Annotated in this window: 16 protein-coding genes; 9 read left to right on the top strand and 7 right to left on the bottom strand. The window is 54.5% G+C overall.

Annotated elements, in window-relative coordinates:
- Positions 1 to 169: 169 nt before the first annotated feature.
- Entirely contained in the window at positions 170 to 1369 is a 1200-nt protein-coding gene (locus NUS69_RS02405; protein WP_258084270.1) for an MFS transporter, read from the bottom strand.
- Between the two features lie 193 nt (positions 1370 to 1562).
- Between NUS69_RS02405 and NUS69_RS02400 the strand changes: the two genes are divergently transcribed.
- The 7 genes from NUS69_RS02400 to NUS69_RS02370 all read left to right on the top strand — a co-directional run bounded on the left by NUS69_RS02400 (position 1563) and on the right by NUS69_RS02370 (position 7875).
- Entirely contained in the window at positions 1563 to 2855 is a 1293-nt protein-coding gene (locus NUS69_RS02400; RefSeq protein ID WP_258084269.1) for an MFS transporter, read from the top strand.
- Positions 2856 to 2926: 71 nt separating this feature from the next.
- The gene (locus NUS69_RS02395; protein WP_258084268.1) at positions 2927 to 3349 is read left to right on the top strand and encodes a hypothetical protein; all 423 of its coding nucleotides are present in this window, start codon (positions 2927 to 2929) and stop codon (positions 3347 to 3349) included.
- Between the two features lie 149 nt (positions 3350 to 3498).
- On the top strand, positions 3499 to 4350 hold the full coding sequence (locus NUS69_RS02390) for a hypothetical protein (RefSeq protein ID WP_258084267.1): 852 nt from the start codon (positions 3499 to 3501) through the stop codon (positions 4348 to 4350).
- On the top strand, positions 4337 to 5116 hold the full coding sequence (locus NUS69_RS02385) for an ABC transporter permease (protein ID WP_258084266.1): 780 nt from the start codon (positions 4337 to 4339) through the stop codon (positions 5114 to 5116). The genes NUS69_RS02390 and NUS69_RS02385 overlap by 14 nt, the downstream gene beginning before the upstream one ends.
- Positions 5113 to 5562 (top strand): hypothetical protein, encoded by a 450-nt coding sequence (locus NUS69_RS02380; RefSeq protein WP_258084265.1) that lies wholly within the window; start codon positions 5113 to 5115, stop codon positions 5560 to 5562. The genes NUS69_RS02385 and NUS69_RS02380 overlap by 4 nt, the downstream gene beginning before the upstream one ends.
- On the top strand, positions 5559 to 6233 hold the full coding sequence (locus NUS69_RS02375; RefSeq protein WP_258084264.1) for an ABC transporter ATP-binding protein: 675 nt from the start codon (positions 5559 to 5561) through the stop codon (positions 6231 to 6233). The genes NUS69_RS02380 and NUS69_RS02375 overlap by 4 nt, the downstream gene beginning before the upstream one ends.
- A gap of 142 nt (positions 6234 to 6375) precedes the next feature.
- The gene (locus NUS69_RS02370) at positions 6376 to 7875 is read left to right on the top strand and encodes a PEGA domain-containing protein (protein ID WP_258084263.1); all 1500 of its coding nucleotides are present in this window, start codon (positions 6376 to 6378) and stop codon (positions 7873 to 7875) included.
- A gap of 13 nt (positions 7876 to 7888) precedes the next feature.
- Here NUS69_RS02370 and NUS69_RS02365 read toward each other — a convergent pair whose 3' ends face one another.
- Genes NUS69_RS02365 through cobB form a run of 6 tightly spaced genes read right to left on the bottom strand, consistent with a single transcriptional unit; the run spans position 7889 to position 11418 of the window.
- Positions 7889 to 8350 (bottom strand): COG2426 family protein, encoded by a 462-nt coding sequence (locus NUS69_RS02365; protein ID WP_258084262.1) that lies wholly within the window; start codon positions 8348 to 8350, stop codon positions 7889 to 7891.
- Positions 8347 to 8913, bottom strand: a complete 567-nt coding sequence (locus NUS69_RS02360; protein WP_258084261.1) for a phosphatase PAP2 family protein — start codon at positions 8911 to 8913, stop codon at positions 8347 to 8349. The genes NUS69_RS02365 and NUS69_RS02360 overlap by 4 nt, the downstream gene beginning before the upstream one ends.
- A 40-nt stretch (positions 8914 to 8953) precedes the next feature.
- Positions 8954 to 9535, bottom strand: a complete 582-nt coding sequence (locus NUS69_RS02355; RefSeq protein WP_258084260.1) for an ASCH domain-containing protein — start codon at positions 9533 to 9535, stop codon at positions 8954 to 8956.
- Positions 9492 to 10220 (bottom strand): TIGR02253 family HAD-type hydrolase, encoded by a 729-nt coding sequence (locus NUS69_RS02350; protein WP_258084259.1) that lies wholly within the window; start codon positions 10218 to 10220, stop codon positions 9492 to 9494. Before NUS69_RS02350 ends, NUS69_RS02355 begins: the two co-directional genes overlap by 44 nt.
- Positions 10221 to 10255: 35 nt before the next feature.
- Positions 10256 to 10666 (bottom strand): DUF3783 domain-containing protein, encoded by a 411-nt coding sequence (locus tag NUS69_RS02345; protein WP_258084258.1) that lies wholly within the window; start codon positions 10664 to 10666, stop codon positions 10256 to 10258.
- Entirely contained in the window at positions 10663 to 11418 is a 756-nt protein-coding gene (gene cobB / locus NUS69_RS02340; RefSeq protein ID WP_258084257.1) for an NAD-dependent protein deacetylase, read from the bottom strand. The genes NUS69_RS02345 and cobB overlap by 4 nt, the downstream gene beginning before the upstream one ends.
- Positions 11419 to 11565: 147 nt before the next feature.
- Between cobB and NUS69_RS02335 the strand changes: the two genes are divergently transcribed.
- Positions 11566 to 12522 carry an aromatic amino acid transport family protein gene (locus NUS69_RS02335; RefSeq protein WP_308686518.1) on the top strand — a complete coding sequence of 319 codons (957 nt, stop codon included), beginning with the start codon at positions 11566 to 11568 and terminating at the stop codon, positions 12520 to 12522.
- Positions 12492 to 12752 (top strand): aromatic amino acid transport family protein, encoded by a 261-nt coding sequence (locus NUS69_RS11700; protein WP_308686517.1) that lies wholly within the window; start codon positions 12492 to 12494, stop codon positions 12750 to 12752. The genes NUS69_RS02335 and NUS69_RS11700 overlap by 31 nt, the downstream gene beginning before the upstream one ends.
- Positions 12753 to 12826 lie beyond the last annotated feature (74 nt).

Here is a 12826-nt window from a genome sequence, read left to right as displayed (position 1 = left end):
ACTCAAAAAGCATCGTGTACCTCTATCAAAGTCAGCATGAATAAGTTCCACTACACGCCTTCCATTTCTTTTTGTTGGTTGAGTGTATTATACACATTATTAGTTCGTACCGCGTTTTAGGGTACCTCTCCCAAATTCGTTTTTCAGCGGTAGCAATAGGCCGGAAAGACTACTCCGCCAGATGCCTCAGCTCTAGTGGCTCCCTCAGCGGGCCGAGGCTGGCCAGCTTGAAAGCCAGGCCGATGCCGAAAAGAACCACCGCGAACAGCAGTCTGGCTTCACTCAACCCGAACCTGTCAACGGCGAACCCGTAGAGGGTGTAGAAGAGGGCCATCACCACTGCAGAGAACATCATGTTAAGGGAGAGAACGGTTGCCCTCTTTTCGCTCGGTATCCTGTGCTGGAACTCTATGGAGACGTTGAAGCCGAAGGCCGTGTTCACGACCGTCGCAAGGACTCCAAGCAGGACGATGAAGAGCGGGTTCTGGAAGAGCACCGAGAGGGCTGTAAAAACCGGAATCGCAAGGGGTGCCATTTCATAGGCCCTCACGCTCCACTTCTTCCCCAGTCTAATCCCGAGGAGCCGGGGGAGGGTTTTGATAACAACCTCGACGATGCCGAGAAGCCCGAGGGTGCCCATTAGAGTCGTCCCAAGCTCTCCCGCGAGAATCTCGCCGAGATATGGCTCGAAGAACTTTCTGAACTGGTTGATGGACATCGTCACGGCGATTGAGATGAGAATCAACGGGAGGAGGTCATTTTTGAAGAGCTCTCTGGCGGAATGGAGAACGTGAATGTGGTAAGAAACCTCAGGCCTCCTGAACTCATACTCGGGTATGGATAGCGCCGTCACGAGGGCTCCGAGCTCCATCATGAGCGTCATGACGAGGGGTAGGGTGAATCCATAGAGCTGTGCCAGAAATGCGCCGATTGAAATCGAGAACGCGGAGGAAATAAGCGTCAGGGTCTTGATGTCCTTCATCACCTCGCGGTAGCGCTTTTCCATCCCTAGGTACCTCAGATTGTCGAAGAGCCACGCCTGAAGACTGCCGCTCACAAAGGTCGCCCCGAGGGAAGAGATGACGGCGTAAGCTATCAGCATAGGGAAGTTCCGGAGAAGGATCAGGATGACCGTCCCGAAGGAGAAGAGCGCCATTCCGATAAGAACGCTGGTCTTTCTGCTCACCTTGTCGGCCACGACACCGGTCGGAACCTCAAAGAGGAAGAAGCCGAGGGCGGAGATTGCACTCACAAGGCCGATCTGACCGTAGGTGATGCCCTTCGAAAGATAATAGATGACCGTGAGGTTACCGATGAAGGCCGTGTTCATGAGGACGAAGAGGAGCCTGTACCTGCCCAGCAGGTTCATTCCACCACCCGGGATGGGAAGTTGAATCCCCGAAGGATTTAAGTTTTTTGAATGATGTGGGAAAGAATTCCGGGGATTAAAGAACTGTGAGTCACATTATTCTCCAAAGCTCCCGGGAAATTCCCCAGACCTGTGTAACAGGACGGAACGACCGAGAAAACGCTTAAAAACTTCTTCATGCAAATGAAACTGGGTGGTTGGGAAAATGGAGGCCATCGAAAACTCCCGGTTGAATAAGTTCCACTACACGCTTTTGGCCATCCTCGGAACCGTATGGGCGTTCATAGCCGTGAACACGATTTCAGCGGGCTTCGTGATAGCGCTCCTCAAGAACGACCCGGCCTTCCAGGGAAGCCTCACAAAGCTCGGCTCCCTCGGCTCAGCGGCGCTCTTCGGCATGCTCTTCGGCGCGTGGCTCTTCGGCTACCTTGCCGACAGGATTGGGCGGAAGAAGACGCTCATCTTAGCAGTCTCAACCTTCTCCCTCGGCTCGATAGTCAGCTCGTTCGCAGGGAATCTGGACGCCCTCATAGTCCTCCGCTTCATCGTCGGCCTCGGCCTCGGCGGTTCTCTGCCGGTTGCGAGCTCCTACTTCGCCGAGTTCATGCCCCGCTCGATAAGGGGTGCGATGATTTCTATCCTTGAGAGCTTCTGGGCGGTGGGGACGATAATCATAGGAGTGGTCGCTATCCTAGTCAAAGCCGACTGGAGGAGCATACTGCTCTTCGGCGGCGCGATAATACTCATCCTTCCGCTTCTTCTAACCCTGCCTGAATCGCCGCGCTTCCTTCTCGTCAAGGGGCGCGTTAAGGAGGCAGAGGAGACCATAAGAAAAATCTTCGGCGTGGAGGTAAAGCTTGAAAAGCCGGAGATGGGCAAGAAGACCTCGATCGGCGACCTCTGGAGGCGCCATGGTAAAACGACCCTCATGCTCACGATAGCCTGGTTCAGCATAGCCTTCGCCTACTACGGCTTCTTCATCTGGCTTCCGAGGTTTCTCTCGACAACGCTGGGAATCACCGTCTTCAGGAGCTTCCAGTACTTCATAATCACCGCCATAGCCCAGCTGCCCGGCTACTGGAGCGCCGCCTACCTGCTTGAAAGAATCGGCCGGAAGAAGACCCTCTCCTACTACCTCCTGCTCTCGGGAATAGCTGGAGTCGGCTTCTACTTCGCGGCCAACTCAGGCAACGAGGCGGCGATAATAGCGAGTGCCATAGCCTTCAGCTTCTTCAACCTCGGTGCCTGGGGGGCCATCTATGCCTACACGCCGGAGCTCTATCCCACTGCAGTCAGGGGCACCGGAACAGGCTGGGCGGGAGCTATGGCGAGGATAGGCGGAGGAATCGCGCCCATCCTTGCCGGCAGGATAATGGAGCTGAGCGGGAGCGCCTTGGCGGTACTTGTGATTGCCGTGGTGGCGATAATAGGTGCGCTGGATGTCTTAGCGCTGGGAGAAGAGACGATGGGAAGGGAGCTCGCCTGATAACTACCAGGTAGAAAAATTCATAAAGTATACCTCAAAGGATTTTTGAATAACCTCAAGGAGGTGATTAATTGAAGAGAGCCATTAGTGTTTTACTAATGGTGAGTCTTCTTGGATATTTTATCGGAAACTTCGTGGTAGCAACCTCCCAAAGCAATGCCCCTATGGGATGCTGGGAGATTTATAAACACGACGTGGATGACTATGTATGGAACAACGGAGAGTGGTACTGGGCGGGAGTCAGAGGCTACGTCAAGGTATGTGATGGAAGCGCATCTATCGAGACCAATACCGTGGAGCACATATATGCAGTCTCCTGGAGCAAAGGTACAAAAATTATCGAGGGTCCATACAAGGTCCACACATCAAAAATTGCATACACCAAATTTGAATATCAAAGGATCACAGGAGAGACTGGATGGGCATATGCAGTTATCTACGCAAATCCAGTACCGACCCCAACAGTGACCATGAACAGCGGTGATGATTCGTGAAACATAAACATCTGCCAATACTCTTCATTTTCTTCTTATTAACTATGATAGTGCCTAAAACAAACGCTACTCAAAATTGGCTCAAAACTGGTGTATATGCTACTTATATCCTTCCTGAACCCGAAGGCGGCCCAAGGGATGTCAAGGACTTGTACATGTTCCAGCTCTATCCAGAAATGCTTCCTTCCAGTGTTAAAATCGACATCATAAGCCGCTTGAGCGACGATTCTCCCTGGAAAAAAGACGGCTTTCCCTTTGTAATCGGAGACTGTACGAGGATATTCCTTCGTTTTGAAATCATCGATATTCAAAAAGAATTTGTCCGTGTTAACATCAGTGTGACGTTTGTGAATGCCACCCTCGAGGGCAACTATCTCGAAATAATTCCCAATCTGACGATATGGAAGGTGCTGAACCTTAACCTGACGACCATGACGTACTTTGATAACGGAACCCCAATCGGAAAGGCCACCCTCTTCATTGACCCCTCGAATCCACCGAGACCCGGGGAGGTGCTCTTCAGTCTCGAGGGGCTTTCAAGGGAGACCAACGTTTCGGTGGGAAACGTCACCTACAGTGCCTATGGCAACAGCACGGTTCTGACGTACTACAGACCCTTCAGGCCGCCCCATATCGGAATAACAACCAGGAGTTTCTACTTCAGCGATGCCGGGAGGAACTGGTCAATCTCTGGAGGCGGAAGAGAGGAGTACACCTACGACTTCCTAACCGGCGTCATGATAGCGGGGACTTTCAGCCACTCCGCCGAGCTGATGGCACTTGGAGTTTTCGGCATCGACAGTATGGACCGAAGGATCCGCGGAAAATCCGAAGATGGTGTGTGGCCGGACGGCATTAAACTTTACGACACGAACATCGCTTTTCCCGACGAAGGAAACTCTTCCCCTCCCGATAGCCCCGGGAGGTACTACCTGTACTCCGGAATTCTGGCACTGATGGCTTCACTTCTGATGAGGTGGTGGAATAATGGGCACCGTTAGAACCCAGCTGGAATGGGAGCTGAACGACCCGCTGAAGCTCGCCGTTTTCCTCTTCGGGTTCCTGCTGACGGGGCTGGCGTTCTTGAAGGACGCCCTCAGTATGGGAGCAACCGGCATGTTGAGCCCCTTCAGCCAGGAATCCGCCGTTCACTACGCCAGGACCATTCCAAGGCTCGCCCTGCCTGTTTTGTCCCAGGAAGCGTACAGCGTTCTTGTCTTCGTTGCAGTTATGCTCTCCAGCCTTTCAATAAGGGGCGAGATGGACTCGCTGGCAGCTCTAACCGTTTACTCACTCCCGATCAGGAAGTGGAAGTTGTTCCTGATCAAGTTTTCCTCAATCCTCCTTCTAACGACCCTATCGTTCGTGGTCCCCTATTTCCTGGCCGTGGGGTACGTCCTCTCTGGCTCTCCTTCTCTCCTCGCCGGGATACTCGGAGACGGGGTTTGGAGTAACGTTCTGGCGTTTTTCCTGATTGCGGTCTTCTACACGGTCTCGGTCTCCCTTTTCATAGCCCTGCTGTCACCGAATTCGTTCGCCTCGATTCTGGGGGGACTCTCAGTACTGTACGTTCCGGTTATTCTCGGGATATCTAGCCTGCCCCCGTTCAGCATCTCCGCCGCCATGTCATCCTATCTGAGTTCGGTGGCCTACGGAATGGGGCACACAGTTGCCGCCTACGGGAATGTGGTCAGAGTCGGGTTTTTCCTCCCTTCCATGTTGTTGGCGGCATCGATACTCCTCAGCGAAAGGAGGGATGCCCGGTGAGAAGGTTTGCGGTGTTCCTTCTGCTCGCACTTCTCCTCTTCACCATAGAATCGCTATTTCTCCCCAGATACTACCAGGAGACCCCAACAGCCTACGGGTTCTTCAGCGATGATGGTTCCTCCGTTTCGGTGTTTGTCCCGACCGCGAGGAGGGTTACCATCAGCGTCGTAACTGAGAATCAGGATAGGTATGAAATCGAGGTCTTCGATGGCGTCCGGAACAGGTTCATCACGAACCTGACCGCAATGGGGAACATGTACCGGGAGCTGGAACTTCCCGATTCCGGCACGTACTATTTCGTGTACCGTGGAAACGGCACTGCGAGGATAGCCGTTGGAACCCTCGCGATGTATCAATCTAGAGAAGTGCTGAAAATTGAGTACCTGGTCGGCGGAACGGTGGCGTTTGTTCTCGCCGCGCTAGTCTGGGTGGGGGTGAGGCAATGATAGTGAGGGCAGAGAAACTTACAAAGCGCTTCGGGAGTGTCCTCGCCCTGAACTCCATTGACGTTGAGATTCCGGAGGGATTGACGGTCATAGTCGGCCCCAACGGGGGCGGCAAGTCCACTTTCCTGAAAATCGCCGCCGGAGCGTACAGGCCGACTGCGGGAAGGGTTGAGGTTCTCGGAGAAGACCCTTGGAAGAGCGAGCAAATAAAGAGGAGAATCGGCGTCTCCTTCGACCCGCCGGCCCTCCCGCCGCTGAGGACAGGGCTGGAGTGGTTGGAATACATCTCAGAGGCCAGAGGGGGCGATGGAGAGAGCGTCCTAAAGGCCGCGGAGATGTTCGGGGCCCGGAGATTCATCGGAAAAAAGATTCGAGACTACTCCGCGGGAATGAGGAAGAGGGTAAGCCTCGCCCAGGCGTTCGTGGGAGACCCGGAAGTGGTGTTCCTCGACGAGCCGCTGGCCAATCTCGACCTAAAAGGCATGAGGGATGTAATGGAGGTTATAAGGGAAGAACACAAGAACGGCCTGAATCTTGTGATAATCTCCCACATCTGGCGCCCCTTCATGGAAATAGCAGATTACGCTGTTTTAATAGCAGCTGGGAAGGTACAGGCCGCTGGTTCCCCTCAGGATATTCTGCCGTTGCTGGAAAAAGCGTTTCCCCTGTGAGGTGAGGATAATGAAAAAGATCGCAATCCTGATCAGCATGATGTTTCTGCTCTCCATCGCGACTGGGAGTGTTAGTGCGCTTCCGAAAAGCGGTTACGGCGTATTGGTCGTGGACTCGGATTCTGGCGCAAGTGTTTTCATCGTGGAAGAACGGATAAACTTCACAGCACCGGCGTGGGTGGAACTCCCTGCATCGAAAGAGGGTGAGAACTACACCCTGATTATAAAGATAAATGGGCTGGACGTGAAAATCCCGGTTCTAATCAAAGAGGGGCTGACAACCATAGTGAAGGTGAAGGGTGACCAAGTAGAAAAATCAATACTGGCCGAAGGAGCCACTCCTGTTGAAGTGCAGTTCGGCCCGCCGATCAATCTTCCTCCACAACTCAAAGGCCCTGAACCTGCCCTTGAATGCATGGTGGCAACCTACGGCCCGATAAACGGACGCGGGCTGGTGTTTGAACTCATGAAGAACCCCAATGGGGATGGCTACTTCCTCCTGCCCAACGGAACCCCTGTTGAAATCTGTGGAGAGTACTATCTCGTGGAGATGTACGGGATAGAGGACGGATGGGCATCGGTCGGTCATTTTCTCAACTGGACAAGCTATGTCCCGGAGTACAGGGAGATTGAAATGGACTCCCACCCCAAGGACTCGGCCGTTCTCGTCTTCGGCGCCAGCTACAACGTACTAAGGACACCCATAAAGCTGTTCGTGCCGATAATAACCAACGCTACCCCGGGATACGGCTTTGATATGAACAGCAGGCGCGTGGACTTCAGGCTCAACCCTATCCAGAGGTACAACATAACACTCGCCTCCAACGTTACCACCACTGCGGGACTCACTCCCCGTATCAGCTTTATTGTGAATCCACCTGTGAATGGAGCCGAGATTGGCGTTAACTTCACCGCGCTAACTCAGGCAATATCGCTGAAGATTGTCTACGGTCTGCCTCCGGAGTACCGGAACCTTCCCAACGGGCTGGAAAGCACATCTGAGGGTGGTCACTGGACAGAGGAAAATCAAAGGGATGCAGAAAACGGCACCCTCCTGAATTCAACACTCGTTATAACGACGTACCCCGAAAACGCGAAGGTGGCTATAGACGGTAAAGCCGTGTGTGCAGGAAGATGCGTTCTAAACGTAACTCCCGGTGAACACGAGGTTACAGGAACTGCGGAAGGCTTTGTGTCCAAGAGCAGAAAAGTGGTCCTGTCGCCTGGAGAGCGCTTAATCCTGAATCTCACGCTCTCACCGTACCCGAAGTTTGAGGTAGTGTCCGTTCCAGAGGGAGCCAACCTCTACATCGATGGGAATTCCACCGCCTGCATAACGCCCTGCAACATCACACTAACCCCCGGAACTCATACGTTGGTGTTCAGGAAGGAGGGGTTCAGGGACTATGAAACCGTGATCAGGGCCAGTGCGGGAGACAGCGGCGTCATCTCGGCATCGCTCACAGACCTTAGCGGCAGGAAGTACTCGCTTGACCCCAGGATAAAGAACCATGAGGATATCCCCAAGGGAAATTCCACCAACGGGAATTCCAGGGGATTCCCCATCTCGGGCACAGTGGCATACGTACTCGGCGGCATCGTGCTCGTGACTGTTGCGGTGGTTATTGCCCGGAAACTCTAAAGCATTTCCTTATTTACCCGAACAAGCCCAGGGCAGGCAACAGTGTTATCGCCATGCTCAAAAGCCCACCGAGGATTAAAGCCGGAACCGTCTGCCTCTTCTCTATGGCGAGGAGATAGGCCGCTAAAGCTCCGGTCCAGACGCCCGTCCCGGGGAGCGGTATCGCCACGAATATCGTCAGTCCGATGAAGCCCCACCTCTCAACGTAGGGGTGGGCTTTTCTCCGAACGCGCTCGACGTAGTAGAGGTAGAGGCGGGCCACCTTTCTGAGGAAGGTTCCCTCAAGCCAGAGCATCAGCCTGTCTATGTAGGGGAGCAGGGCGGGAAGGGCCAGCGAAAGGAGCAGGACGCCGAGGGAAGCGGCAAGGAGCGTCTCCCATAGGGGATAGCCCATACCGATGCCGTAGACTATGGCATAGCGCCCCTCGAAGGTCGGGACGAGGGAGAGCAGAAAGACTTCAAGGAAGCCGTTCATTCAAACTTCCCTCCGAGGAGTGATTTGAGCATGAGGTAGAGCCAGGGGGCAAAGAGCAGGCTGAAGAGGACGTCGCTGAACCAGTGAACGTGGAGGAGGAGCCTCGTGAGGGCTATTCCAACGGCGTAGGCCCAGAAGATAGGAGCGTACCTCCCCCACCTGTCAGAACCGTAGGCCGCTATTATCGCAGCACGGAAGGCGTGGCCCGAGGGGAAGGCGTAGCCCCCGATTCCTGAACCGTAAGACCTGGGTCTCGGTTCGGCAAAGATGAGTTTGAGTGCACCGACGGCGGCAAGGCCGACGGCAACGGCGAGGATGAAAAGGAGAGTGCTCCGAGAGACCCTGCCGTTCTTCCTCCATTCGGTCAACACTGCAAAAGCGACAAAGAGTGCCAGAAATACGTCGCCGCCAAACCTCGTGAGAAAGTTCATCAGGGGAGTATCTATCAGGGGGAGCTTCGAATTAACCCATCCGTTTATTCCAATGAACGCACCGCTGGCCTCAAGAGCCAGCACCGCGATAACCGCAACGGTCAGAGCGAGGAAGTTTTTCTCCAGCTTCATAGCACTTTAAGAAGGTGAAACCGGTAAAAAAGCTTTTCTGCTAGATTATTCCAGCCCCATAGAGTGCGTGGTATGCCTTGAGAAGAGCTCCTTGAACCCTCTTTGGCCCGAAGGTTCTAACGGCCCTTCCGAGTCCCTCGTTGTATATCCTGCGCAGTATGAAGTCCGTCTCACGGTTGAGGTTCAGCTTCTCCCAGTTCTCAAGGTAGAGCCTCGCTATCTCCACCGGCTCGCGGTAGTTCAGGCCCTTGAGCCACTTAAGCGGAATCCCGTCCTCGAAGCGCTTGATGACTTCGAAGCCTATTATCGTAACCTCGTCGTCGCCGTAGAGCTCACCGTATATCTTGCTCAGCTCACGAAGGAGCTCTTTAACATCGGAGAAGCCGTCGAGCCTGGCATCCTCGTTGGTGAGCTCCCTAACTTTCTTTTTCTCGACGCGGGTTATCCTGACCTTGGCTATAGCCGTATCGCTCGGCGTGATGACCAGGTAAATCTCGCTTCCCGGCCTGGCCTCGTAGTCGCCGTAGCGTATCGTTGTGACCTTGTCTCCCCGGAGGATTCTTGATTTGTAGGCGCTGTCAATCAGCATGAACTTCCTTATCTGCACGCTCTTCCTCTTCAAGGTTCAGCCCCCTGACTATATCCAGGACGTCCTCAAGTCTCTCCACTGTAAAGTCGGCGTACTCAAGGTACTCCAGCTCCCTGTCAGCATATTTGCCGTATTTAAACCATGCGGTCTTCATGCCCACCTGCTTGGCACCGTAGATGTCTGAATAGAGCCTGTCGCCCACCATCATGGCTTCTCCGGGTTCGACGCCCATCTTCCTCAGGGCTTTCTGGAATATCTTGGGGTGCGGCTTCTTGACGCCGAGGTAGTCCGAGATGAAGACGCCGTCGAAGTAGTCGTCCAGTTCGAGGCGGATTATCTTCTCCCACTGCTTTATCGGGTCGCCATCGGTTATTATGCCAAGCTTATAGCCGGTCTTCTTCAGCTCAAGGAGAAGCCGTCTGGCACCGCGAACGCTCTTCAGGTAGGCGAACTTCGTGTTGTGGTACGCTATGACGCCAGCGGCTATCCATTTGGGGTTGTTTGGAAGGTCAAGACGCCTGAGCAGGTAGTCAAAATGCCTCGAAAAGTTGCTCCCGTACTCGCTTATCAGCTCCAGCAGTTCCTGGTAAGCAGTATCAAAATCAACCGGCAGGCCATGGCGTATCATGTTCTCTATGGCGTTCCGTCTGGCCATCTCCGCCAGCCTGCTCGTGTCAACAAGTGTATCATCCAGGTCGAAGAACACGACCTTTATCATCCCTTCACCCACCGCACTCTACTCGCTCAAGATATTTAACCCTTCCCAATGTCGAGGAAGGGGCCCCTTCTCTTCTCGGCCTCCTCCCGTGCCCAGCGCATGGCCTTGAAGTATTCGTCTTCACGGATAAGCTCGTTTAGAAGGTCTTCCAGCTTCCAGGTTAGGGAAGTCTCGGTCGTCGTGGCAAAGATTATCCTGCCGAGGTTTAGTCCCTTGACGGTTCTTATGACGCCCTTAATTGCCTCGTTGTCCAGGCCGTGCATTATGACGAACTTCCTGAGGTGCCAATCGCTTGAGCCGCTCAGCTTCTCCGCCTTCTCAACGATTTCACTGACCACCCAGTCCCGGCAGTACTCCGGAACCTCAAAGGTGGGAACTGGGAGCGATTCCCGGAGCGCTTTGACCTCCTCCTTGGAGAACCCTATCAGAAGAATCCTTCCGCTCATCCCACCAACACCTCAACCCTGCTCATCAGCTTTTCCATCGCCTCCACGGCTGAACAGCGCAGAAAAACATCCGCTATGGGCGTTATCCCGCTCTCATCGGGATTTATTTCGATGACCTTTCCGCCCGTTTCCTTGACTATCTGGGGAATGTAGGCAGCCGGATAAACGATGCCACTGGTTCCTATGACCAGAACGAGGTCGGCCCTCTCTGCGAGTTTGAAAGCCTCGTCAAGGGCCTTTCTCGGGAGCGGCTCCCCAAACCACACGACGTCCGGCCGCAGGAGGGAGCCGCAGTTCGGGCATCTTGGGAGGCTTTTCTCCGCCAAGAACTCATCCAAGCGTCCGCTTTCTTTCAGGTCCTCCCTGTAGTCGCAGGAAGTGCACTTCATCCTGAATATGTTGCCGTGGAGCTCGATGAGGTTTTTCGTTCCCGCTTCGCGGTGGAGGTCGTCCACGTTCTGGGTTATAACGGCCTTTAAGATGCCCATACGCTCAAGCTCCGCCAGAGCGTGGTGCGCCCTGTTTGGCCTGGCCTTCCTTATCAGGTCCATGCGCCACTTGTAGAACTCCCAGACGAGGTAGGGATCCTTTCGAAAGGCCTCGGGCGTTGCGAGCTCTTCTGGCCTGTACTTCTTCCACAGCCCGTTGAATCCCCTAAAGGTCGGAACGCCGCTCTCGGCACTGATTCCGGCGCCGGTAAAAGCAATCGCGAACCTTGAGCGGGCCAGGAGTTTGGCGGCTTCCTCTATCATGGTTCCAACTACTCGGCATTCCTTAAAAATCCTGCCCGGTCTTGAGCCCTTCCCCTTCCCAAACCGAAGAATCTTTGAGACTCAATTCAAGTTTCCGTGCGAGGGTTTAAATTGTATTCATGTGCACATTTAATCGGGGTGAGAAAAATGCCCGTGTCGGAGGGAGTTAGGAGAGAGAAGGTTGCAACCTCACATGGGAGGTATTATCAGGCAAGGCTGGCCTCCCAGCGCCGCAAGAAGCTCACTGTCATCCAGAATATCCGCAAGAGGAAAGGCGTAAGGGGAATACGCACGACTACCATAGGAGTGGACAAGGCACGCATAACAAAGAATGAGGCGCTCGCGATACTCGTCGGCACCCAGATAGGCGCCGGAGTTCTGGGACTCCCCTACGCGGCCAGCAAGGTCGGTCTGATACCTGCACTGGGGGTTCTCACGGGCGTCATGCTCCTGATGCTCGCGACGGCGTTCATAGTGCTCAAGTTCAGCGCTGAAATAGGTGGGGCCCAGATGAGCACCATCGCCCAGAGGACCCTCGGAAAGGCCGGCGGCTGGCTGATGTACCTGAGCGTGAGCCTGATGAGCTTTGGCGCCATCCTCGCCTATATAGCCGGAATGGGTCACGTATTTGCGAGCCTCTTCGGGGTCAGCGACACGGTCGGGGCGGCGATATTCTGGGTGCTTGCCTCCTTTGTCGTCTACCGTGGACTTGAAGCCAGCGGGAAGACCGAGCTGATAATGAGCTACTTCATGCTGGCCCTCTTCGTAGCGGTTACCGCGATGCTCTTCCCGCACGCGGAACCGGAAAAAGCGCTCTACGTCGAGTGGGGTGGCCTGCTGAGCATAACCGGTGTGGCAATCTTTGCCCTCGGGTGCCACACGATCATTCCGGACGTCTACAAGGGGCTGGGGAGCTACGAGGAGACCAAGAAGGTGCTCGTGCTGGCGTTCCTCATACCCACTGCAATCTACGCGATATTCATGGCCTCGTTCCTGCTCGTCTTTGGAAGAACCACCCCCCCCAGGTTGCCACTCAGGCGCTTGAGCAGATATACGGACGCCTTGGCTGGCTCGTGGGCAACTTCATACCCCTGCTCGCCATAACGACGAGCTTCATAGGCATTGCATTGGCACAGCAGAGCAACAACGAGGAGTTCGTGAGGCTGGGCAGGAAGGCTGCATGGGGCCTAACGGTCATCCCGCCGGCGGCCCTCTACTTCGCCGGTGTCAGGAACTTCGCCGATGTCTTGGCCTTCGCAGGCGACACCGGCGACCTGATGGCATTCATAGTGCTGCCGATACTCATGTGGCTGGCTGCGAGGCTCCGGAAGTGAGCCTTTCTGCCCTTTTTTCTGTATTGTGATGCACATTTCTGAACACGTGCACACATGAGGTAAGATTTATATTC

The organism is Thermococcus thermotolerans (assembly GCF_024707485.1).
In the GTDB taxonomy this organism is placed as follows: Archaea; Methanobacteriota_B; Thermococci; order Thermococcales; family Thermococcaceae; genus Thermococcus; species Thermococcus thermotolerans.
Note: the sequence above shows the minus strand (reverse complement) of the source record. Positions and strands in the feature narration are given on the sequence as shown.